General features: G+C 64.6%; 23 protein-coding genes and 1 tRNA gene. 13 read left to right on the forward strand and 11 right to left on the reverse strand.

Annotated elements, in window-relative coordinates; genetic code table 11:
• Positions 1 to 38 precede the first annotated feature (38 nt).
• The 8 genes from OU426_RS10265 to OU426_RS10300 all read left to right on the forward strand — a co-directional run bounded on the left by OU426_RS10265 (position 39) and on the right by OU426_RS10300 (position 7,254).
• Positions 39 to 911: a carbohydrate ABC transporter permease gene (locus OU426_RS10265; protein ID WP_267633891.1), complete on the forward strand. Its 873-nt coding sequence runs from the start codon at positions 39 to 41 to the stop codon at positions 909 to 911.
• Positions 912 to 923: 12 nt separating this feature from the next.
• Entirely contained in the window at positions 924 to 1,754 is an 831-nt protein-coding gene (locus OU426_RS10270) for a carbohydrate ABC transporter permease (protein ID WP_267633892.1), read from the forward strand.
• A gap of 7 nt (positions 1,755 to 1,761) precedes the next feature.
• On the forward strand, positions 1,762 to 2,751 hold the full coding sequence (locus OU426_RS10275) for an ABC transporter ATP-binding protein (protein WP_267633893.1): 990 nt from the start codon (positions 1,762 to 1,764) through the stop codon (positions 2,749 to 2,751).
• Positions 2,748 to 3,515, forward strand: a complete 768-nt coding sequence (locus OU426_RS10280) for an L-iditol 2-dehydrogenase (protein ID WP_267633894.1) — start codon at positions 2,748 to 2,750, stop codon at positions 3,513 to 3,515. Before OU426_RS10275 ends, OU426_RS10280 begins: the two co-directional genes overlap by 4 nt.
• A gap of 1 nt (position 3,516) precedes the next feature.
• Positions 3,517 to 4,965 carry a mannitol dehydrogenase family protein gene (locus OU426_RS10285; protein WP_267633895.1) on the forward strand — a complete coding sequence of 483 codons (1,449 nt, stop codon included), beginning with the start codon at positions 3,517 to 3,519 and terminating at the stop codon, positions 4,963 to 4,965.
• Between the two features lie 155 nt (positions 4,966 to 5,120).
• A complete protein-coding gene (gene hisB / locus OU426_RS10290; protein ID WP_267633896.1) occupies positions 5,121 to 5,708 on the forward strand; it encodes an imidazoleglycerol-phosphate dehydratase HisB in 588 nt (195 codons plus the stop codon).
• Positions 5,705 to 6,346, forward strand: coding sequence for an imidazole glycerol phosphate synthase subunit HisH (hisH, locus tag OU426_RS10295; RefSeq protein WP_267633897.1), 642 nt, complete (start codon positions 5,705 to 5,707; stop codon positions 6,344 to 6,346). The genes hisB and hisH overlap by 4 nt, the downstream gene beginning before the upstream one ends.
• Positions 6,343 to 7,254: a glutaminase gene (locus OU426_RS10300; protein ID WP_267633898.1), complete on the forward strand. Its 912-nt coding sequence runs from the start codon at positions 6,343 to 6,345 to the stop codon at positions 7,252 to 7,254. Before hisH ends, OU426_RS10300 begins: the two co-directional genes overlap by 4 nt.
• Here OU426_RS10300 and OU426_RS10305 read toward each other — a convergent pair whose 3' ends face one another.
• On the reverse strand, positions 7,255 to 7,650 hold the full coding sequence (locus OU426_RS10305) for a DUF2147 domain-containing protein (protein WP_420712588.1): 396 nt from the start codon (positions 7,648 to 7,650) through the stop codon (positions 7,255 to 7,257).
• A gap of 135 nt (positions 7,651 to 7,785) precedes the next feature.
• On the opposite strand from OU426_RS10305, the gene hisA reads away from it, so the two are divergent.
• From hisA to OU426_RS10320, 3 genes are all read left to right on the forward strand, one after another.
• On the forward strand, positions 7,786 to 8,505 hold the full coding sequence (hisA, locus tag OU426_RS10310; RefSeq protein ID WP_267633899.1) for a 1-(5-phosphoribosyl)-5-[(5-phosphoribosylamino)methylideneamino]imidazole-4-carboxamide isomerase: 720 nt from the start codon (positions 7,786 to 7,788) through the stop codon (positions 8,503 to 8,505).
• A 103-nt stretch (positions 8,506 to 8,608) separates the two neighbouring features.
• Entirely contained in the window at positions 8,609 to 9,076 is a 468-nt protein-coding gene (locus OU426_RS10315) for a DUF2867 domain-containing protein (protein ID WP_267633900.1), read from the forward strand.
• 735 nt (positions 9,077 to 9,811) lie between these two features.
• Positions 9,812 to 10,959 (forward strand): IS3 family transposase gene (locus OU426_RS10320; protein WP_420712589.1). Its coding sequence is split into 2 segments (ribosomal slippage): positions 9,812 to 10,084 and positions 10,087 to 10,959, totalling 1,146 coding nucleotides; the frame shifts between segments, so codons are not numbered across the junction.
• 206 nt (positions 10,960 to 11,165) lie between these two features.
• On the opposite strand, the gene OU426_RS10325 is transcribed toward OU426_RS10320, so the two are convergent.
• On the reverse strand, positions 11,166 to 11,882 hold the full coding sequence (locus tag OU426_RS10325) for a class I SAM-dependent methyltransferase (protein ID WP_267633902.1): 717 nt from the start codon (positions 11,880 to 11,882) through the stop codon (positions 11,166 to 11,168).
• 357 nt (positions 11,883 to 12,239) lie between these two features.
• Between OU426_RS10325 and OU426_RS10330 the strand changes: the two genes are divergently transcribed.
• The gene (locus OU426_RS10330) at positions 12,240 to 12,626 is read left to right on the forward strand and encodes a hypothetical protein (RefSeq protein WP_267633903.1); all 387 of its coding nucleotides are present in this window, start codon (positions 12,240 to 12,242) and stop codon (positions 12,624 to 12,626) included.
• Positions 12,627 to 12,799: 173 nt separating this feature from the next.
• Here OU426_RS10330 and OU426_RS10335 read toward each other — a convergent pair.
• The 7 genes from OU426_RS10335 to OU426_RS10365 form a co-directional block, all read right to left on the reverse strand.
• Positions 12,800 to 12,874: transfer RNA gene (locus OU426_RS10335), tRNA-Glu, on the reverse strand.
• Positions 12,875 to 13,011: 137 nt separating this feature from the next.
• Positions 13,012 to 14,757 (reverse strand): single-stranded-DNA-specific exonuclease RecJ, encoded by a 1,746-nt coding sequence (gene recJ, locus OU426_RS10340; protein WP_267633904.1) that lies wholly within the window; start codon positions 14,755 to 14,757, stop codon positions 13,012 to 13,014.
• 67 nt (positions 14,758 to 14,824) lie between these two features.
• Positions 14,825 to 15,565, reverse strand: a complete 741-nt coding sequence (locus tag OU426_RS10345; protein WP_267633905.1) for a sulfite exporter TauE/SafE family protein — start codon at positions 15,563 to 15,565, stop codon at positions 14,825 to 14,827.
• A gap of 13 nt (positions 15,566 to 15,578) precedes the next feature.
• Positions 15,579 to 16,175: a cysteine hydrolase family protein gene (locus OU426_RS10350; RefSeq protein WP_267633906.1), complete on the reverse strand. Its 597-nt coding sequence runs from the start codon at positions 16,173 to 16,175 to the stop codon at positions 15,579 to 15,581.
• A complete protein-coding gene (glpX, locus tag OU426_RS10355; protein ID WP_267633907.1) occupies positions 16,172 to 17,137 on the reverse strand; it encodes a class II fructose-bisphosphatase in 966 nt (321 codons plus the stop codon). The genes OU426_RS10350 and glpX overlap by 4 nt, the downstream gene beginning before the upstream one ends.
• Before the next feature lie 401 nt (positions 17,138 to 17,538).
• Positions 17,539 to 18,825 (reverse strand): homoserine dehydrogenase, encoded by a 1,287-nt coding sequence (locus OU426_RS10360; protein WP_267633908.1) that lies wholly within the window; start codon positions 18,823 to 18,825, stop codon positions 17,539 to 17,541.
• 79 nt (positions 18,826 to 18,904) lie between these two features.
• Positions 18,905 to 19,156 (reverse strand): hypothetical protein, encoded by a 252-nt coding sequence (locus OU426_RS10365; protein WP_267633909.1) that lies wholly within the window; start codon positions 19,154 to 19,156, stop codon positions 18,905 to 18,907.
• A 110-nt stretch (positions 19,157 to 19,266) separates the two neighbouring features.
• On the opposite strand from OU426_RS10365, the gene OU426_RS10370 reads away from it, so the two are divergent.
• The gene (locus tag OU426_RS10370) at positions 19,267 to 19,851 is read left to right on the forward strand and encodes a TetR/AcrR family transcriptional regulator (RefSeq protein WP_267633910.1); all 585 of its coding nucleotides are present in this window, start codon (positions 19,267 to 19,269) and stop codon (positions 19,849 to 19,851) included.
• 37 nt (positions 19,852 to 19,888) lie between these two features.
• Here the strand turns inward: OU426_RS10370 and OU426_RS10375 are convergent, their stop codons facing one another.
• Positions 19,889 to 20,554, reverse strand: a complete 666-nt coding sequence (locus OU426_RS10375; protein ID WP_267633911.1) for a TadE/TadG family type IV pilus assembly protein — start codon at positions 20,552 to 20,554, stop codon at positions 19,889 to 19,891.
• Between the two features lie 2 nt (positions 20,555 to 20,556).
• A complete protein-coding gene (locus tag OU426_RS10380; RefSeq protein WP_267633912.1) occupies positions 20,557 to 21,162 on the reverse strand; it encodes a TadE/TadG family type IV pilus assembly protein in 606 nt (201 codons plus the stop codon).
• Between the last annotated feature and the right edge of the window lies 1 nt (position 21,163).

Here is a 21,163-nt window from a genome sequence, read left to right on the forward strand (position 1 = left end):
CGGCCGGATCAGCGCAATTCTTGAATCGGAGACATCCCGTGGCAACGCAATCCTCACGTTTTGCGGCACGTCTTATGGTCGCACCCTCCGTGACCGTCCTGTTCATCTGGATGATCATCCCGCTCGCGATGGCCATCTACTATTCGTTCCGGCTCTATCGGTTGATCTCGCCGGACCGGACCGGCTGGGTCGGGTTCCGCAACTACAGCTGGTTCGTCAATTCTCCCGAATTCTGGCTGGCGATCTCGAACACGCTCCTGCTGGTCGGCGGCGTTCTGATCATCACCATCGTTCTCGGCACGCTCATCGCGCTTCTCATTGACCAGCCGGTCTGGGGTCAGGGCCCGCTGCGCATTCTGGTCATCTCGCCCTTCTTCGTGATGCCGCCCGTCGCGGCCTCGATCTGGGAAAACCTGTTCATGCACCCCCAGAACGGGATGCTCGCCTCGCTGGCGCTGGGGCTTGGCATGAAGCCCATCCTCTTCATGGAAAACTATCCGATGGCCTCGGTCATCTTTATCGTGTCCTGGGAATGGCTGCCCTTTGCGACGCTCATTCTTCTCACCGCGCTGCAGTCCCTCTCCTCCGAACAACTTGAGGCGGCCGAGATGGACGGCGCCAGCGCCTTCAGCCGGTTCCGCTATATCATTCTGCCACATATGACACGGGCGATCACCGTCGTGATCCTGATCCAGACGATCTTCCTGCTGGGAATCTTCGGCGAGATCTTCACGACCACTCAAGGTGGCCCAGGATCTGCCTCGACCACGCTGCCCTACATGATCTTCAAGCAGGCGATCGCCGCCAAGGACATCGGGCGCGCGGCAGCCGGCGGCATCATCGCGGTGATCCTTGCCAATATCGTGGCCTACTTCCTGATGCGCGGCATCGGCCGCAACCTCGACGCGTGAAGGAGAAAACCGATGGCACGTGCCGTTTCCCCCCGCCGCAAATTCCTGACCACCCTCGCTGCCTGGTCCGTTGCGCTGATCATCTTCTTCCCGGTCCTCTGGATGATCCTCACGTCGTTCAAGACCGAAGTCTCCGCCGTCGCAAGCCCGCCGCAGCTCTTCACCGCCGACTGGACGCTGGAGAATTATGCCGAGGTCTGGGCGCGGTCCGACTACCCGCGGTTCTTCTGGAATTCGGTCGTGATTTCGGTCGGCTCCACCCTTCTGGGGCTCGTCATCGCGATCCCTTCGGCCTGGGCCATGGCCTTCGTGCCCGGCAAGCGCACCAAGGACCTTCTGATGTGGATGCTGTCCACCAAGATGATGCCGGCCGTTGCCGTCATGATCCCGCTCTATCTGATCTTCCTCTGGACGGGTCTGATCGACACCAAGATCGGTCTGGTCATCGCGCTGATGCTGATGAACCTGCCGATCATCATCTGGATGCTCTACACATACTTCAAGGAAATCCCCGGCGAGATCCTCGAAGCCGCGCGCATGGATGGCGCCAGCCTCTGGAACGAGATCCTCTATGTCCTGACGCCGATGGCGATCCCCGGCATCGCCTCGACCATGCTTCTCAACATTATCCTCGCCTGGAACGAGGCTTTCTGGACCATCGTCCTGACGACGACCAAGGCCGCACCCCTCTCGGCCTTCATCGCCTCTTTCTCGGCGCCTCAGGGCCTTTTCTACGCAAAACTCTCGGCGGCCTCGGCCATGGCCATCATGCCGATCCTGATCCTTGGCTGGTTCAGCCAGAAGCAACTCGTCCGCGGCCTGACCTTCGGCGCGGTGAAGTGAGGAAGACATGGGCAAGATAGAACTGACCAAAGTCCGCAAGTCCTTCGGCGATGTCCACGTCATCCCGAGTATCGACCTGACGATCAATGATGGCGAATTCGTCGTCTTCGTCGGCCCTTCGGGCTGCGGCAAGTCCACTTTGCTGCGGCTCATTGCCGGGCTTGAGGACACGACCTCGGGAACCATCGAGATCGACGGCAAGGACGCCACCGCCCTGCCGCCCGCCAAGCGCGGCCTCGCGATGGTGTTCCAAAGCTACGCGCTTTACCCGCATATGACCGTCAGGAAGAACATCGCCTTCCCGCTGAAAATGGCCGGGATGGATCAGGCCGAGCAGGACAAGCGCGTCGAACGGGCGGCCAAGGTCCTGAACCTCGCCTCCTACCTCGACCGCCGCCCCGGCCAGCTGTCCGGGGGCCAGCGCCAGCGTGTGGCCATCGGCCGCGCCATCGTGCGCGAACCGGCGGCCTTTCTCTTCGACGAACCCCTCTCGAACCTCGACGCCGCCCTGCGCGTCGGCATGCGGCAGGAAATCAGTGAACTGCACCAGTCGCTGAAAACGACGATGATCTACGTGACCCACGATCAGGTCGAGGCGATGACGATGGCCGACAAGATCGTCGTCCTGCACGCGGGCCGGATCGAGCAGGTGGGCGCGCCGCTCGAGCTTTACAACAACCCCCGCAACAAGTTCGTTGCCGGTTTCATCGGCAGCCCGAAGATGAATTTCATCGAAGGCGCCGAGGCGGCCAAACACAAGGCCCACACGATCGGCGTCCGGCCGGAACATATCACGGTCGGTGACGGCCCGTGGGAAGGGGTGGTCGGCCTTTCGGAACATCTGGGATCGGACAGCTTCCTGAAAGTGGCGGTCGAGGGGATCGGCACCCTGACCGTCCGCGCCCCGGGCGAGGTTGGCGCCCATCACGGCGACCGCATTCGCCTGGCGCCCGCCGGAAAGATCCATCGCTTCGATGAAAGCGGCAACGCTCTATGAGACTTCAAGGAAAGACTGCGCTGATCACCGGCGCCGCACGCGGCATCGGCCGCGCCTTTGCTGCCGCCTATGCGGCGGAAGGCGCGCAGGTCTGGATTGCCGACATCAACCTGCCCGCGGCACGAGCCGCGGCAGCCGAGATCGGCGGGCAGGCTCACGCGGTGGAACTCGACGTGAGCCAACAGGAAAGCATCGACAAGGCGATGGCCGAAGTCTCGGCCACGGGCGGCCTCGACATTCTGGTGAACAACGCCGCGCTCTTCGACATGGCGCCCATCGTCGAGATCAGCCGGGCCAGTTATGACCGGCTGTTCTCTATCAATGTCGCGGGCACGCTCTTCATGATGCAGGCAGTGGCGAAGGCGATGATCGCCCAAGGACGCGGTGGCAAGATCATCAATATGGCCAGCCAGGCCGGGCGCCGTGGCGAGGCGCTTGTGGGCGTCTATTGCGCAACGAAAGCCGCCGTCATTTCGCTGACCCAGTCGGCAGGCCTCGACCTCATCAAGCACGGGATCAACGTGAACGCCATCGCACCCGGCGTCGTGGATGGCGAACACTGGGACCATGTCGACAGCCTCTTTGCCCGCTACGAGGGCCGCGCGCCCGGCGAGAAGAAACGGCTGGTGGGCGAGGCGGTGCCCTTCGGCCGCATGGGAACGGCGGCCGACCTGACCGGCATGGCCATCTTCCTCGCCTCGCCCGAGGCCGATTATGTCGTCGCGCAATGCTATGGCGTCGACGGCGGGAACTGGATGGCCTGAGATGACTGTTGCCCCGAACCTTTCCCTTCCGGCCTACGACCGGTCCCGCCTGACCCCCGGCATCGTCCATATCGGGCTTGGCAATTTCCACCGCGCCCATATGGCCGTCTATCTCGACGACCTGTTCAATCTGGGCGAAGGCCATGACTGGGCGATCCTCGGCGCGGGCGTCCGCGCGGGCGACGCCAGGATGCGCGAGGCGATGCTGTCGCAGGACTGTCTCTCGACCGTGATCGAACTTGACCCCTCCGGCCGCCGGGCCCGCCGGGTTGGCGCAATGGTGGATTTCCTGCCCGTCGAGCCCGACAACCGCTCGCTCATCGCCGCGATGGCGCGTCCCGAGATTCGCATCGTCAGCCTGACCGTCACCGAGGGCGGTTATTTCATCGACGCCGCCACCGGCCGGTTCGATCCGGACGCGCCCGAGATCAGGCAAGATGCCGCCCGTCCCGGCCATCCTGCCACTGCCTTCGGCGCCATCATCGCCGCATTGAAGGCGCGCCGCGACGCAGGTCTTGCCGCCTTCACCGTCATGTCCTGCGACAACCTTCCCGGCAACGGCACGGTCACGCGCGAGGCGGTCGTGGGCCTCGCCCGGCTATCGGACCCCGCCTTTGCCGACTGGATCGAGGCGCATGTCGCCTTCCCCAACGGCATGGTCGACCGGATCACCCCCGCCACCGGCCCGCGCGAACGCGGCATGGCGCAGGATTTCGGCCTCGACGACCCCGTGCCGGTGACTTGTGAACCCTTCCGCCAATGGGTCGTCGAAGATACGTTCCCCGCAGGCCGCCCGGCGCTTGAAAAAGTGGGCGTCACCTTCACCCCCCATGTCCATGCGTTCGAGGCGATGAAGATCCGCATCCTGAACGGCGGGCACGCGACCATCGCCTATCCGGCCGCGCTGATGGACATCGAGTTTGTACATGAGGCAATGGCCGATCCGCTGGTCTCGGCCTTCCTGGACAAGGTCGAAACCGAAGAGATCGTCCCTTATGTCCCGCCTGTGCCGGGGACGGACATCAGCAGCTACTACCGGACCGTCCGTGGCCGCTTCTCGAACCCCGAGGTCGCCGACACCACCCGCAGGCTCTGCCTCGACGGCTCGAACCGCCAGCCGAAATTCATCCTGCCCTCGCTCCGCGACGCTCTGGCGGCGGGGGGCTCCATCGACGGGCTCGCCCTCGTCTCCGCTCTCTGGTGCCGTTATTGCCACGGCGAAACCGACAGCGGCGCGCCCATCGCGCCGAACGACCCGTCCTGGACCAAACTCACCGACCTCGCCAAAGCGGCGCGCGACCGGCCCGACGCCTGGCTCGGCATGGCGGCGATCTACGGAGATCTTGGCCGCGACGAGACCTTCGCGAAGGCCTTTGCCCGGGCGCTGGATCAGGTCTGGGCGGGTGGCGTTCGCACATCGTTGGAACGCTATCTGGGCCAGGCCCGATAGCTGCGCCTGTCAATGCTGCCGCCCACCACGCCAATGCGACCGGTCGCACGGTTGCAAACGTGTCGGTTGCGCCGCATTCCGACGGTTTTGAGACGCTCCGCGCTTGGCGTCCGGCCCGCGCGCGCCTATAAGGCCCGCGGATCAAGGAGAGCCAGATGCGCAAGGCCACGATCGCCCGCAAGACCGCCGAGACCGACATATCGGTCAGCCTGAACCTCGACGGAACCGGACAGTACCGGAATGAAACCGGTATCGGTTTCTTCGATCATATGCTCGATCAGCTGGCTCGCCATTCGCTGATTGACCTCGAGGTCACGGCCAAGGGCGATCTGCATATCGACGATCACCACACGGTCGAGGATTGTGGCATCGCCATCGGCCAGGCGCTGGCCAAGGCGCTTGGCGACAAGCGCGGCATCCGCCGTTACGGCCATTTTGCGCTGGCGATGGACGATGCGCAGGTAGACTGCGCGCTGGATCTTTCCGGCCGCCCCTACCTCGTCTGGGCGCTCGACATGCCGACGGCGAAGATCGGCACGTTCGACACTGAACTCGTGCGCGAATTCTTCCAGGCCTTGTCGACGCATGGCGGCATCACGGTGCATGTGACCAAGCGCCATGGGCTGAACAGCCACCACATTGCCGAAGCCGCCTTCAAGTCGGTCGCGCGCAGCTTGCGCATGGCGGTCGAGCCCGACCCGCGTCTGGGCGACGCGCTGCCCTCGACCAAGGGGGCGCTGTGAGTCTGACCGTCCTCGTCGACTACGACAGCGGCAACCTGCACTCGGCCGAGAAAGCCTTTCAGCGGATGGCGACCGAAACCGGCGCCGGGCAGGTGATCGTCTCCTCTCGCCCCGAGGATGTCGCGCGCGCGGACCGGATCGTCCTGCCCGGCGACGGTGCCTTTCCGGCCTGCCGCGAAGCGCTCTCGCGCTTCACCGGGCTTTTCGAGGCGATCGACGAAGCCGTGACCCGGAAGGCCCGCCCCTTCATGGGCATCTGCATCGGCATGCAGATGCTGGCGACGCGCGGTCTCGAATACCGCCCGACCGAAGGCTTCGGCTGGATCGGTGGCGAGGTCGTGCGCATCGACCCCGCCGACCGCAGCCTGAAAGTGCCGCACATGGGCTGGAACGATCTGGTCATCGACCACCCCCACCCCTGCCTTGCGGGTGTGGAAACCGGGAACCACGCCTATTTCGTCCATTCCTACCATTTCCGCGTGACCGACCCTGCTCACCGGCTGGCCCATTGCGATTACGCGGGCGACATCACCGCCATCGTGGGGCGCGACAATATCTTCGGCACCCAGTTCCATCCCGAGAAAAGCCAGGCGACCGGCCTTCGGATCATCGCCAATTTCCTGAGTTGGGCGCCGTGACCGACGACTTGCCCGCGATTCTCGAAGAGATCCGGGCCGAGATGGCGGCCCGGACCGACCGAGGCGCGCCCGCCGGCTATATTCCGGAACTTGCCGAAATCGACCCCGGCCAGTTCGGCATTTCCGTGGTCACAGCCGACGGCAGCCAGTATTCGGCGGGCGACGGTGCGATCCCCTTCTCGATCCAGTCGATTTCCAAGGTCTTCGCGCTGGCCATCGCCCTTGGCCATCACGGCGACCGGCTCTGGGCGCGGGTCGGGCGCGAACCCTCGGGCCTTGCTTTCAACTCGATCCTGCAGCTTGAACATGAAAAGGGCATTCCCCGGAACCCGTTCATCAACGCAGGCGCCATCGTGGTGACCGACGCGGCGCTCGCGGGCCACGCGCCCCGCGAATATCTGGGCGAACTCTTGACCTTCATCCGCGCGGCGGCGGGTGATGAAGAGATCCATATCAACGCCGATGTCGCCCGGTCTGAAACCGAAACTGGTCACCGCAACTTCGCGCTCGCGCATTTCATGCGCGCCCACGGCAATCTGAGGAATGCGCCCGAACTGACGCTCGGCGCCTATTTCCACCAATGCGCCATCGAGATGACGGTCGATCAGCTCGCCCGCGCCGGCCGCTTCCTCATGGGCGCCCGGCCGCGCCTCATCTCGGCCGACCGGGTGCGGCGGATCAACGCGCTGATGCTGACCTGCGGCCATTACGACGGCTCGGGCGATTTTGCCTTCCGCGTCGGCCTGCCCGGCAAGTCGGGCGTCGGCGGCGGAATATTGGTCATCGCGCCGGGACGGGCGTCAATCGCCGTCTGGTCCCCGGGCCTCAATGCCCAGGGCAATTCGAAACTCGGCACCGAGGCGGTCGAGATGCTCGCCCGCCGCCTCGGCTGGTCGATCTTCGGCTGACTACTTCACCCGCGTCCATTCTGAGGCGCGGCAGATCGCCCCGCCCAGAACGCAGCCCGACACCGAAAGCGTTTCGCCAGACAAGGACATCTTCGACTTGTAGGTCTTGTCGCGGTCCGGCGCCCAGACCTTGCCGCCACCGTAGGAACCGTCGCCATTGGCGCTCATGTCCCAGACGATCTGCTTGCCGACATTTTCCGAAGCCGCCTCGGCGCCTGCGCTGTCGAAGGCCTTGATCAGCACACCGCACAGTTTCGCGCCGCAGGGCGCGATCTGGACATGGCCGAAATTGCCATTGTCGTCCGGTTTGGTCTTCCAGACACCTTCAACCGGGTCGGCGAATGCCGCACCTGCCGCGAAGCTCATGACCGCCGCAAGGGCCAGTTTTCTGATCATCTTGTCCTCCCAAGGGTTTTGCCGCGATGATTCCCGGCGCTTTGCCCTCTGGCAAGATTTACGTCGCGTAGCAGCGGTCTTGGCAAGGGAAAACCCCTGTGGCAAGAGGCGCGCGACCTCAAAGGAAGACGAGCGATGATCCTCTACCCCGCCATCGATCTCAAGGACGGCAATTGCGTCCGACTCGTACATGGCGAGATGGACAAGGCCACGGTCTTCGGCACCGACCCCGCCGCCCAGGCCGCCGCGTTCGAGGCCGCTGGTTGCGACTGGATCCACCTCGTCGATCTGAACGGCGCCTTTGCGGGCCAGCCGGTGAACGGCGCGGCGGTCGAGGCGATCCTCGCCCGCCTGAAGGTCCCCGCCCAGCTTGGCGGCGGTATCCGCGACATGGCGACGATCGAGATGTGGCTCTCAAAAGGCCTCGCCCGCGTCATCCTCGGCACCGTTGCCGTCGAAAGCCCCGCCCTCGTCCGCGAAGCCGCCCGCACCTTCCCGGGAAAGGTGGCCGTTGGCATCGACGCGCGGAACGGTCGCGTTGCCACCAAGGGCTGGGCCGAGGAAACCGACGTGATGGTCACCGACCTTGCCCGCTCGTTCGAGGACGCGGGAGTAGCGGCCATCATCTATACCGACATCAACCGCGACGGCGCGATGGGCGGCCCGAACATCGAAGCGACCGAGGCCTTGGCCCGCGCCGTCACCATCCCGGTCATTGCCAGCGGCGGCGTCTCCTCGCTCGCCGACCTCATCGCCCTTCGCGACACCGGCGTGATTGCCGGCGCGATCTCGGGCCGGGCGCTTTATGATGGGGCGATCGATCTTGGCGCTGCCATCGCGGCCCTGCGGGCATAGGCGCCGTCCTGCGACAATATGCCTGCCATGCAACCCGGTTCGCGCTTGACGCGGATGGCCGGTCCGGCTTGGCTCCGGGGGACGCCGTTCGAGCGAGAAACAGATGACCACAAAGCCCAGAATTTTAAAGGAAAAGCTGCCCAGAACCGCGTGGCTCTGGCAGTATTTCAAGGCGGGCGACTTCATCGACGGCTATGCCGTGGCCTCGCCGCTGTCCGCCCGTGACGCAGCCGATATCGGCTTCCGCATGCCGGGCTGGGCGACGGCGCTTCTGAAGCTGCGCAACCTTGCCGTCCGGCCCTTCGGTCTCCGGACCGAACGGCCGGAGGACATGGCGGGGATCGGGCTGTTTCCAATCGAACATGAGAGGTCGGGCGAGATCGTCCTTGGCTTCGACGACCGCCACCTGAACTTCCGCATCGGCATTCTGGGCGACGGCACCATGATCCGCATGGGCACCTGGGTGCGCCCGCACAATATTGCCGGTCGCCTCTATCTGGCCTGCGTGATGCCGTTCCATATTCTGATCGTGCGAAACGCGATGGCACGGATCGGTCGTGCCACGGCCTAGCCGCCCGCGGCTGTGGCCATCAACCTGTCGAACGCGCCGACCCGCTTGGCCAGAGCGCCGGCGCCGCTGAGAAATCTTCGAACGCCTCGACCCGGCCACTCGCCAACGGTCTCGCAACCGTCCGTTTCCTGAAGGAATGTGGGAAAAGTGGCAGTGCTGGTAGCCAAGGGATAGCCCGTCTCTGCCGCGCAAATCCCTGTTTGCAGGGAAATCACAAGGAATTCGGCGCGTTTTGGGCCTGCTTCAGCGATTGTGTCCTGATTGACCGCGTCGTTTCAATGCATTGGGGGCAGTTTCCCTCTGCGTGATAACAGGGAATTCAAATGACCTGATCAGGGTAAACTGCGGGCGGATCAGGGAACCCAGCAGACGATCTGGGAAGGGCTGCGTTCGATCCGGCCAGTCAGACCTGGGTGGAGAGGCGTTGCGTCGAGGCAACATCTTGGTGTCGTCGCCTCCTCGAACCGCAGCATGCTGTGGAAGCTGGCATTGTTCATGTCATGTTCTAACGACTCAATACTGCCATTTGCAGATGAACCGGTGAACAATTCCGCGAAAGGCGCCGCCTCCGAGGCCTGCCCCTGGACCGGGAATTCACTGCGGGACAACCCGGGAGAACAAGGCCGCTTCGCCAGGACCGACCATTCCGATGGGATCCCACAAAGCCCGCCCCCTGTGAAATGGACTTGCCCGAGAAAAGTGGAGAGCACCAACTGAGGAACCAGGAGGTGTTCTATGGGAAACGGAAACAGACCGACGCCGGAGTTTCGGCGTGAAGCGGTTCGGTTGGCGCTGACGAGCGGCCGGACGCGGCGCGAGATCGCGGAAGATCTGGGCATCGGACTTTCGACACTGACGCGATGGCTCAGTCGCGAGCGCGATGTCGGTGAGCCGGTTGAGGCATCGGTCGATCTGCATGCCGAGCTGAAGCGGTTGCGACGCGAGAACGCGGTTCTGAAGCAGGAGCGCGACATCCTAAAAAAAGCGGCCGCCTTCTTCGCGAAAGACGCAAGTCGATGAGCTTCGCCTTCATCGAGGCGGAGAAGGCAAGCTTCCCCATTCACAGGATGTGCCGGGTACTGGAGGTCAGCCAGAGTGGGTTCTTCGCCTGGCGCGACCGCCCGGCCTGCCAGCGCCAGCGGCAGGACATGGTCCATCTCGCCCACATTCGCACGGTCTTCGCCCTGTCGAACGGCACCTATGGCAGTCCGCGCATGCATCGCGACCTGATCGATGAAGACCATCAGATCGGGCGTCACCGCACGGCACGGCTGATGCGCGAGAACGGCCTCGTGGCAAGGCAGAAACGGCGGTTCAAGCGAACCACGGACAGCGAGCACGCTTGGCCAGTTGCGCCAAACCTGATCGCTCAGGACTTCCAAGCCGAACAACAGGACCGGAAATGGGGCGCTGACATCTCCTACATCTGGACGGCACAGGGATGGCTCTACCTCGCGGTCGTGCTCGATCTCCACTCGCGGCGCGTCGTCGGCTGGGCAACAAGTGACCGGCTGAAGCGCGGCCTCGCCGTCGAGGCTCTGCGGCGCGCCATCGCGAACCGCAGCCCTGCGCCCGGCTTGGTTCATCACAGCGATCGCGGCAGTCAGTATTGCTCTGTCGATTACCAGGCCGAGCTTCGAAAACGCGGCATCCTGATCTCCATGAGTGGGCGAGGAAACTGCTACGACAACTCGATGGTGGAAACGTTCTTCAAGACCATCAAGTCGGAACTGATCTGGCCGGTCGCATGGCAAACCCGCAATCAGGCCGAAAACGCCATCGCCAGATACATCGACGGGTTTTATAACCCTGTCAGACGGCATTCGTCGCTCGGCTTCCTAAGCACCATCGCCTTCGAGCGAAAGGCCCAGGAAGTGAGCTAAACGCTCTCCACCAAAGCCGGGCAAGTCTAGAATGATGCTTCCGCGTGCGCAGGCGGATGTCCTCCTCAACCGACTCCGCCGTCGGCTTTACTGTTCCGAGTTTCTGTCTCATCTCCACTCCTTGGTGGTTACGATGAGCCTGAAACCCTCCGTTACGAAATCAAGTCAAATGTCCCAAGGGTGCTGACGCCAAACAGCTAGTACTTCTAGGCTCGATTCCTGAGGACGTATATTGCGATAGGTGACATCTTCGTTTCGTCGCGCCATTCAATTCCTTCGTCTGGCAATCCGAGCGGCTTGTGAAGCTTGGCGAGGGCCAGACCGGCGTCTTCTGCGGCTCTGACATAGTCTTCCTCGGTCCAAAAGTAGTCATACAAAACGACGTCGACGCCCTCGATCAGGAGTTTCACAGTGTCGCCGCTTTGAAGCGCTTTCTCGTTCTCGGGAAACGCATAGGACAATGAAACCCAACTTCCCTCCGTCGCCTCCGTCGAGGACGTCACCAGGATGATAATTCCATGCTTCTTGAGCACCCGCTTCAATTCCGTCAGGATTCTCTCGATCTCCTCGATCCGTGAGACTTCGAGGAACACGTAGCTGGCAAAAATCAGATCGAAAGCGGCGGCGTCGAACGGCAAGCGCCCGCTGGGTATATGAAGATACTGACCGACTTCGTCTTTTGAGCGAGCTTGCTCAAGCATGTCTTGGCTAATGTCTACGCCGATTGCATCATATCCAAGACGCTTCAGAAATCGTGTTGAGCGCCCGGCCCCGCAACCGTAATCAAGGACAGATTCAACTGCGCCCGCGTACTTCGCGATCAGGGTGGGTATGTCGCGAAACGCCAGGTACTGTGTGCCTTGCATCTCGAGTTCGGCAAAAGCGCCGGCTTGTTTTTCGTAGTCGTGAGTTTTAACGCTCATCGCAGCCATCTCCAGGCGAACGAGGCATCTTTGCCATCCGAAGCGGTCTCGCCGGCCGCAAGGCCCGAAACAGTGGTGCACCAAGAACTGAACCGGACCAGCCACTCGGGACTTGCCTAAAATTCTAGCGTTATTGCGCACTGAATTGAATATCGTCTCAACGGAAGCGGTTGTGAACCGGCATCAGACGGCCTGCGAACCGAACGTCCGCATTGTACCGCAAAGCAGCCGTCGGTAGCGGCGTGCAGCGAGATTCCGCTTCCCGCCTTGTTTCTCTGGACTTTACCGACGGTCGAGTGCGTTGTGCTGGGGGCCGCTCAACTCAGGGTCACGCTGTCGCGGAAGGATGTGGGACGAATGCTCGGCATCGCACCTCATCGCATAAACACCGACAGCCTGCACTTCGAAGCGCCGATCACCCTGCGCAGACGCGGCGTCGAGACCCGGCTGATGCTCGATGGTGATACACTTCCCCGGGATCAGACGCTGATCGCCAACATTGCCAAAGGGCAGGCGATGCTAGCTGACGCCATGGCCGGTCGGTGCTTCCAGGAGATTGCCGACACCAACGCGCTGTCCGTCAAACGAGTTCAGCAGATCGTCGAGTTCGCGTTCCTTTCGCCGCACTCGGTGCGGCGGGTCATCGAGGGCCGACATCCTTCTTTCCTGACGGCCGACTGGTGCCTGAAGAACGAGATCCCGGCCGACTGGGTCGCGCAGGACCTGCTCTTCCGCACCGCCTGATCGGGATCACTCCCAAACTGGAAATACGAAATCCGCGATCAGAGACACGCTGCGCATTTGCGCGGTCTGCGCGGCAGGTTTGCGGTCTCTGGACTGAACCATGTCGCGTAAGCCACGGATAACGCGCGACAATACCCGGCTAAGGTCACATGTCTCCAAAATGGCGGGGTGAGTGGCAGCCCGTAGGGGAGTCGAACCCCTCTTCCCAGGTTGAAAACCTGGTGTCCTAACCGATAGACGAACGGGCCGCGCTTGGTGCAGCGAGCTGCTCTCGCGTGGCGTGGGCGGTGTTTATGGCAGGCGGCGAAGCTGCGCAAGGGGCTTTTTGCGGCCCTTCGGCAGATTTTTCAGGCGGTGCCGGGCGCGGCACACGGGGGGCTGACCATCAGGGTCTCGCCGCATCCTCCAGCCGCAGTTGCACCCGTGCACGGCCGCCCCAGACATTCAGCTCGAGCCGCCCCGCCAGATGCAGGGGCAGGCGGCCATGCGCCTCGATCGCCGGGCCGAGCGGGCCATCGAAGGCGCCGAAGGCGATCGCCTCGATCGCCGGGCCGGTGCCGTCCGAAAAGCCGAAGCGCAGATGGCTTTCGCCCACGCGCTTGAGATAGGTCACGATCACCGAGCCGAAGGCGAAACGCGGGGCAGGGGCCCCCTGACCGAAGGGACCCGCTTTATCGATCTCCTCGATCAGCGCGGGCGTGGCGGCGCCCGGCATCAAGAGCCCGTCAAGCCGCAGATCGCGCGGGCCGCCCGCGCCCGCGCCCTGACGGGCGAGGAGATCGCCCAACCGCACCATCGCCGCCTCGATCTGCCCGGCCTCGACCGTCAGGCCCGCTGCCATCCGGTGACCGCCGCCCTTCAGGAGCAGGCCCTCCGCCGCCACCCTTTGCACCGCCGCGCCGAGATCGACCCCCGAAACCGACCGGGCAGAGCCCTTGCCGATGCCGCCTTCAAGCCCGATCACCACCGCAGGCCGGTTCGTGGCCTCCTTCAGCCGCGCGGCCACGATGCCTACGACACCCGGATGCCAGCCCTCGCCCGCCGCCCAGACCAAGGGGCCGTCCACCCCGCGTGCTTCGGCCTGCGCCAGCGCTTCCTCGCGTACCCGGTTCTCGATCTCGCGCCGTTCGCTGTTCAGATGATCCAGACGTTCGGCCAAAGCCGCCGCCTCGCGCGGATCATCCGTCGCCAACAAGCGCGCGCCAAGATCCGCCGCGCCGATCCGGCCCCCGGCATTGACGCGCGGCCCGAGGATGAAGCCCAGATGATAGGCATTGGGCATTTCGTTCACCCGCGCCACGTCAGCGAGCGCCCTGAGGCCCGCGCGCTCGCGCCGCGCCAGCACCTTCAGCCCCTGCCGCACCAGCGCCCGGTTGACCCCGGTCAGGGGCGCCACATCGGCAACCGTGGCCAGCGCCACGAGGTCGAGCATCGCCATCAGGTCGGGGCCTTGCAACCCGTCCTCTCGCAACAGCCGGTTGGCCTCCACCAGCATCAAGAACACGACCGAGGCCGCGCAGAGATGGGCGAGCGATCCATCCTCGTCCTGCCGGTTGGGGTTCACCACGGCCAGAGCCTCGGGCAGCGTCTCACCGCCCAGGTGATGGTCAAGGATCACCACATCGGCCGCTTTCGCCGCCGCTACCGGCTCGTGGCTCAGCGTCCCGCAATCGACGCAGAGGATCAGGTCATGCGCCTCGGCCAAAGCCTCCATCGCGGGCACGTTCGGGCCATAGCCCTCGTCGATCCGGTCGGGGATATAGAGCGTGGCGCGCAGGCCGAAATGCCTGAGCCAGGTGATCAGCAGCGCCGCCGAGGCCCCGCCGTCGACGTCATAATCGGCAAAGACCGCGATCCGCTCGCGCCCCTTCACCGCCTTCAGGAACCGCCCGGCAGCGGCCCCCATATCCTTCAGCCCGCGCGGATCGGGCAGAAGGTCGCGGAGCTGCGGTTCCAGAAAGCGCGCGGCCTCTGCCGGTTCCACGCCACGCGAGACGAGAATGCGGGCAAGGGCCAGGGGCAGCCGCGTTTCCTGCACCATCGCCTCTGCCAGCCGGTCGGCCATCGCATCCGGGCCGACCCAGCGGCGGCCGGTCAGCGAGGTTTCGACATTCAGGAAAGCATGTGTCATGGGGCAGGGGTGCCGCAATGGCAGGGCTCTTGCAAGGCCGAACCTCAGGCCCGGCAGACGCCGGCCATCAGCCGCCGCGCAGCCAGCCGTCAAATGCGGGCAGGCTGGCAATCGTCGCGAAGAAGATCATGCATAGGCAGATGCGGCGGAAGGTCCGCTCGCTTGCCAGCCCGAACATCCGGCTGCCTGCCCAGGCGCCAAGCCCGTAGACCGGCGCGATGATCGCGGCGAGCGTGAGTATCTGCCAGCTGATCAGCCCGTTCCAGACATAGCCCGCCGCCGAAAACACCGTGGTGACCGCGAAGAAGAAGATGATGTTTGCCCGGACCACCGCCGCCGGGGAGGGGCCGCCCAGCCAGTAGGCCACGACCGGCGGCCCGCCGATCTGCGCCGCGCCCGAGAAAAGGCCCGAAAGCGCCCCCACCAGCACTGTCAGCACCTGCTTCGGGCGGCCGTGATAGCGCCAGCCCGAGAGGAGAAGCGCCAGCATCAGGGCAGCGAGGCCCGCGATCCCCCAGCGCAGCGTGAGGGGCGGCAGGCTGTTCAGAAGCCAGACCCCGGCGGGCACGCCCACAAGGGCGCCCGCTGCCATCGTCAGGACCGCGCGCCGGTCGGCCCGCCTGACCGCGCCGGGGATCATGCCCGCCGTCATCACCCCGTCCGCCACCAAGAGCAACGGCACCGCGGACCGGGGCCCGAGGATCGCGCTCGCGAGCGGGATGAAGATCAGCGCCGCCCCGAACCCCGAGAAACCGCGGGCGAGCGCTGCCGCGAAGGCGATGGCGACCAGAAGGCCGATCGACAACATATCCGTTCCGGCGTCAGGCAACATGCGCCGGGCCTGCCCCGATGATCTCGTGGCTCGCGCGCGCCGTGACGAACTCGCCATGCAGATGAGAGACCGCGTAAAGGTGGGCAGCTTCGGCATCCGGGCCCGGAAGCCCCGCCGCCCAGCCCATGTTCGCGGTGGCGGCGAAGGCCGCGCAGGCATCATGGGCGAGCGTGACGCCGAACCCGAGGTTCGCCGCCATCCGCGCCGAGGTCGAGACGCAATGCGGCGTCGTCAGGCCGCAGAGCACCAGATCCCCGATCCCGGCGGCGCGCAGATGGGCCTCAAGGCCGGTGCCGATGAAGGCGGAGTTGACCGCTTTGGTGAAGGTCACCTCGCCGGCCAGAGGCTCCAGTCCCGGCAGGAAGGCAACAGCCTCAGTGCCAGGGCGGAACAGGCTGTCAGGGGCGGTGCCCTCGTGCCGCACATGGATCACCGGCCAGCCCCGCGCCCGCCAATGGGCCAGCAGGTCGGCCGCCCGCGCCTCGGCGCCGGGGTTGTTGCGTGCCCCCCAGAGCGGATCGAGGAAAGCACGCTGGAAATCCACGAGGAGGAGGGCCGCAGGCGAAGCGCCCGCCGCCCCGTTCATTTCGCCGGATTGCGGTAGATCATCCGCCGGACCGATCCGGTCTTCGACCGCATCAGGATTGTCTCGGTGGTGACAAAGCCCGGCTCGCGCTTCACGCCCTGCACGATCGATCCGTTGGTGACGCCCGTCGCGGCAAAGATCACGTCGGCGCGCACCATCTCGTCGCGCGAATAGATACGGTTCAGATCGGTGATCCCGGCCTTGGCCGCCCGGCCCCGCTCGTCGTCATTGCGGAAGAGAAGCTTGCCCCAGATCTGCCCGCCCATGCATTTCAGTGCCGATGCCGCCAGCACACCCTCCGGCGCGCCGCCCGATCCCATATACATGTCGATGCCGGTGATCTCGGCCTCGGCGCAATGGATCACGCCCGCCACATCGCCATCGCTGATCAGCCGGATCGCCGCGCCGGTCGAGCGGACTTCGGCGATCAGGTCCTGATGGCGCGGCCGTTCGAGGATGCAGCAGGTGATATGGCTCGTGTCGCAGCCCTTGGCCTTGGCAAGCGCCCTGACCCGTTCGGCGGGCGACATGTCGAGGCTGACGACATCCTTGGCATAACCCGGCCCGATGGCGAGCTTTTCCATATAGACGTCGGGCGCATGGAGCAGCGTGCCGCGCGGCGCCATCGCGATCACCGTCAGTGCGTTCGGCATGTCCTTCGCCGTCAGCGTGGTGCCTTCCAGCGGGTCAAGCGCAATATCGACCTCCGGCCCGTTCCCGCTGCCAACCTCCTCGCCGATGTACAGCATCGGCGCCTCGTCGCGCTCGCCCTCACCGATCACGACGACGCCCTTGATGTCGAGCATGTTCAGCTGGTCGCGCATCGCGTTCACCGCCGCCTGGTCGGCCGCCTTCTCGTCGCCGCGCCCAATGAGGCGGGCCGAGGCATGCGCGGCAGCCTCGCTGACGCGGGCGAGGCCCAGCGAAAGCATGCGATCCTGAAATTCCCTGACGTCGGCCATCTGTCCCTCGGTTCTGTCTCTGCCGCTCTTCTAGCCTGCCGAAGGCGGGGCGGGCAAGGCGGGGCGAAAGGGCGGGGCCGCTCACCCGGCGCTCGCGGCCTCTTTTCGATGCGGGGCGCCACCGCGACGGATGACCGGAGGCCCGCGTGCGTTGCCTCGCCTGCTCCTCTGTCTGCGCACGACCTGCGCCCCCGCCTTCACGGTCAGGCGGGGCATGACATGTTGTGGGCGCTGCGCGACGACCGGAGCGGGCGATTCGCCGCCGCGCCCGCTTTGGTTAAAGCCGCGAATGCTACGCTAAGGTGTGCTGATCGGGCATACGTTCTGCCATACGTCCAGACATACGCCCGGCTGTCGGCGGGCGGACAGCGCTAATCCAGCGTCCTCAATATGTTAGCCTGTCAGACGTTCTCGATCCGGATCGCCACCGGCTCGCCCACAATCACCCCCGTTGCGGGCAAACGCGACAGAGCGTGCGCTATCGCCTCGCGGGTACATTTGTGGGTGACGATCAGCACCGGCGCCGAGGTGTCGGCATGGCCATATTGCCGCATCCGGTCGATCGAGATGCCCTCGTCGCCGAGGACCGTCGCCACCTTGGCGAGCGCGCCCGGCTTGTCCGCGAGCTCCATCCGCAAGTAATGCGGCGCGGGCGATGTGGCCTTGGCCGCGACCGGTTCGGCGAGCGTGGCGGCGGGCTGTCCGAAGGTCGAAAGCCGCGTGCCGCGCGCGATGTCGATGACATCGCCCAGGATCGCCGAAGCGGTCGGCCCTTCGCCTGCACCCGCGCCGCGCATCACGATCTGACCGACAGAGTCGCCCTCAAGCACTACCATGTTGGTGCCGCCCTGCAATTGGCCAAGCGGGCTGTCGGCAGGCACGAGGCAGGGCGACATGCTCTGTTCGAGCCCCCGGCCGGTCATCTGGGCGACACCCAACAGTTTGATTTTATAGCCCATATCGGCGGCACGGCGGATATCGTCGATGGAAATCCGGCCGATCCCCTCCAGCTCCACCGCGTCGAACGAAACCTTGGTGCCGAAAGCGATGGCGGCGAGGAGCGACAGCTTGTGGCCCGCATCGACGCCGCCCACGTCGAGGTTCGGATCGGCCTCCAGATAGCCAAGCTGCCGGGCTTCCTCGAAGACCGTCTCATAGGGCAGGCCCGCGCTTTCCATGCGGGTCAGGATATAGTTGCAGGTGCCGTTCATCACGCCCATGACCCGGCGGATCTCGTTGCCCGCAAGCCCCTCGGTCAGCGCCTTGATCACCGGGATGCCGCCCGCGACGGCGGCCTCGAACCGGATGACATGGCCCTTGGCCTCGGCGGCTTCGGCCAAAGCCTGGCCGTGATGGGCCAGTAGTGCCTTGTTGGCGGTGACCACATCCTTGCCGCTCGCAATGGCAGCCTCGGTCGCGGCCTTCGCCGGGCCTTCGGACCCACCCATCACCTCGACGAAGACATCCACGTCAGCGCGGCGGGCAAGCGCCACCGGATCGTCCTCCCAGGCATAGTCCGACAGGTCGACGGGGCGGTTCTTCGTGCGCGACCGCGCCGAAACCGCAGAGATGACAATGGGCCGCCCGGCGCGCCTTTCCAGAAGCGCTGCATGGCTCTGCACGATGCGGACGATGCCGGTGCCGACAGTGCCAAGCCCTGCGATGCCAAGTCTCAACGGGTCGGCCATACTGCGTCCTCTTTGCCTCGTCTGGCGGGTGTTAGCCGAAGGCAGGCGGCCATGCAACGCATGTGCGCGCCGCATGGCACTAGGGTTGCGACCGCTGCACGGTCGCGGCAGCCGTAAGCGCCGCGCCTTCCGCGAGGAGCCCTGCCACAAGCCCCGGCGGCGGAGGGGGCGGTGGAGTGAGACTTTCGAACGGCAGAAGCGTGGGGTAGGGTGCCTGGGCCACGGCGGCGCTCTCGGCCGCCTCGGTGGCGGGGCGCGGGGCGCAGGCCAGTAGGCTGACGCAGGTCACAGCCACAAGGACGATCCGGATCATCTGCCGTCTATCACGCACGGGTCTTCCTTTGCAGCGGGCGCCGGCTTGCACAATAGTCCCGCGCCGGATCATCGCAAGGGTGCATGGCGACGCTTGTATTGAACGGGCGTTCATATAACCATACGCCCATGGCACGCCGTACCGGATCCTCTGCCGAAGTCACCGGCCCGCGCATCCGCGCGGCGGCCCTGAGGCTCTTTGCACGCCACGGTTATGCTGCCGTCTCCATGCGCCAGATCGCGACCGAGGTCGGTCTGCAGGCCGGCGCGCTCTATCTCTACACGCCGGACAAGCAGACGCTGCTCTTCGAGCTTCTGCGCGGTCATATGGAAGATCTCCTGGCCGCTTACGGCACGCCCGACGGGCCGCCGGAGGCGCGCTTGCGGCAGTTCGTGCGTTTCCACATCGCCTATAACCTCGACCATGCCGACGAGGTGTTTCTGTCTTACATGGAGTTGCGCAACCTCGAGCCCGCGAATTTCGCCGTAATCGAAAGCCTGCGACGCCGCTACGAGGACCAGTTGTCACAGATTCTGCGCGACGGGGCGGGGCTGGGGGCATTTCAAATCGCCGATGTGCGGCTCGCCACCATGGCAATCATTGCGATGCTGAACGGGGTGAACACTTGGTACCGGCAAAGTGGTCGGCTCAGCCGGGAAGAGGTGCTCGCCCTTCACGAAACGATGGCCAAAAGCATGATCGGCGCCCGGTGAGGGGCGCCGACAGATAGTATGAAACCGGTAGGAGCGATCAGGTTCCGTCGGGCTCGGGATCGGGCAGATCCGGAATGTCCGGATTGGTCCAGTTCCCGTTCGCGTCGATGCCGCAGCCGTAGGTCTGCCACGGCAGGCAGGAGGCGAAACGCGGTGCGGTGGTGATGAAGGTCGAGAAGGTCTGTTCATCGAGCCCGATCGCGAACATCGGCTCGTAGTCCATGAAGGTCTCGACTAGGATCACGCTGCCACCGCGCGGCAGAACCGGAATGCTGTTCTTGTAGTTCTGGATGGCGGCCGTGGTCATGATCGGGTGGCCGCTGCCAGAGGTCGACGACCAGTCGACATGATATTTGTCGTCATTCTCGTCGAAATAGACCGACGACACCCGGATCCATGTTGGCTCGCGCGCGTTCGACAGATAGTCGAACATCTGGTTCAGGCCATTTACATAAGTCTGGTTGACCTCTGCCGCGTCGGGATCGTCGCTGGTGGGGCCGGTTTCGCGCGACAGCATGTCGGCGATCGTATAGGCGGCCTTCAGGTTGGTGTTTTTCTGCCTGTAGGCGTCGAAATACTGAAAAGACGCCACATACCACCAGGTCAGGAAACTGGTGATGAGAATTCCCTCAACGACGACGGACCCTTCATCATCGTGGTGAAATTCCGAGAGACGGCTCTTGAGGGCACGGAAGATGCGCATGATCAGGTCCCCGGACGTGGTTCGTTGACGAAGGCGGTGGTCGAGACCAGCGCGTAGGCCCAGTCGTCCTTGTCGTTCGGATCAGCGACGCGCAGGCTCGCGCCGAGGCCCGCCGTCGGGAAGACCGGTTCGAAGATCGCGCAGGCGCGGATCAGCATGATGTCGTTCGACGTACCCACCTTGAATTCAGTGACCGGCAGGGCGTCGGCCGACCGGTCGACACAGGTCGCACCGCCAGCAAGGGGCGCCCAGGTTTCCTTCGAGACTGGCCGCAGTTCGACCGAGAGCACCTTGTCGCAATCGGGGATCATCGCTGCATTCGCGCAGATGCGCTCGCGCAGCTTCTGATGCAGGACCGCACGCTGTTCGTCGGTCATGCCATCGTCGCTCGCCGGGATCCAGAGACCCAGCCGCAATTCGCGCACCGACATGTCCAGCCCGCGCTCGAGCATCACATGCCGCACCATCAGCATGCCAAGCTCGATCGAAGAGAGCGTGAGGATGATGAAGAAGGGCGCCATGATGATGAAGGGGATGGTCGATGCCCCGTCCTCGTCTCTCTGATAGCGGCGCGCGCGCGCCGTCAGGAACCTGAATATCTGTCCCATG

Source organism: Frigidibacter sp. RF13, assembly GCF_026626305.1.
In the GTDB taxonomy this organism is placed as follows: domain Bacteria; phylum Pseudomonadota; class Alphaproteobacteria; order Rhodobacterales; family Rhodobacteraceae; genus TMP-24.

Coding starts and splice junctions, on each gene's coding strand:
- OU426_RS10270 (WP_267633892.1), top strand. CDS start 924: ATGGCACGTGCCGTTTCCCCCCGCCGCAAATTCCTGACCACCCTCGCT.
- OU426_RS10275 (WP_267633893.1), top strand. CDS start 1,762: ATGGGCAAGATAGAACTGACCAAAGTCCGCAAGTCCTTCGGCGATGTC.
- OU426_RS10280 (WP_267633894.1), top strand. CDS start 2,748: ATGAGACTTCAAGGAAAGACTGCGCTGATCACCGGCGCCGCACGCGGC.
- OU426_RS10285 (WP_267633895.1), top strand. CDS start 3,517: ATGACTGTTGCCCCGAACCTTTCCCTTCCGGCCTACGACCGGTCCCGC.
- hisB (WP_267633896.1), top strand. CDS start 5,121: ATGCGCAAGGCCACGATCGCCCGCAAGACCGCCGAGACCGACATATCG.
- OU426_RS10305 (WP_420712588.1), bottom strand. CDS start 7,650: ATGATCAGAAAACTGGCCCTTGCGGCGGTCATGAGCTTCGCGGCAGGT.
- hisA (WP_267633899.1), top strand. CDS start 7,786: ATGATCCTCTACCCCGCCATCGATCTCAAGGACGGCAATTGCGTCCGA.
- OU426_RS10315 (WP_267633900.1), top strand. CDS start 8,609: ATGACCACAAAGCCCAGAATTTTAAAGGAAAAGCTGCCCAGAACCGCG.
- OU426_RS10325 (WP_267633902.1), bottom strand. CDS start 11,882: ATGAGCGTTAAAACTCACGACTACGAAAAACAAGCCGGCGCTTTTGCC.
- OU426_RS10330 (WP_267633903.1), top strand. CDS start 12,240: ATGCTCGGCATCGCACCTCATCGCATAAACACCGACAGCCTGCACTTC.
- recJ (WP_267633904.1), bottom strand. CDS start 14,757: ATGACACATGCTTTCCTGAATGTCGAAACCTCGCTGACCGGCCGCCGC.
- OU426_RS10345 (WP_267633905.1), bottom strand. CDS start 15,565: ATGTTGTCGATCGGCCTTCTGGTCGCCATCGCCTTCGCGGCAGCGCTC.
- OU426_RS10350 (WP_267633906.1), bottom strand. CDS start 16,175: ATGAACGGGGCGGCGGGCGCTTCGCCTGCGGCCCTCCTCCTCGTGGAT.
- glpX (WP_267633907.1), bottom strand. CDS start 17,137: ATGGCCGACGTCAGGGAATTTCAGGATCGCATGCTTTCGCTGGGCCTC.
- OU426_RS10360 (WP_267633908.1), bottom strand. CDS start 18,825: ATGGCCGACCCGTTGAGACTTGGCATCGCAGGGCTTGGCACTGTCGGC.
- OU426_RS10370 (WP_267633910.1), top strand. CDS start 19,267: ATGGCACGCCGTACCGGATCCTCTGCCGAAGTCACCGGCCCGCGCATC.
- OU426_RS10375 (WP_267633911.1), bottom strand. CDS start 20,554: ATGCGCATCTTCCGTGCCCTCAAGAGCCGTCTCTCGGAATTTCACCAC.
- OU426_RS10380 (WP_267633912.1), bottom strand. CDS start 21,162: ATGGGACAGATATTCAGGTTCCTGACGGCGCGCGCGCGCCGCTATCAG.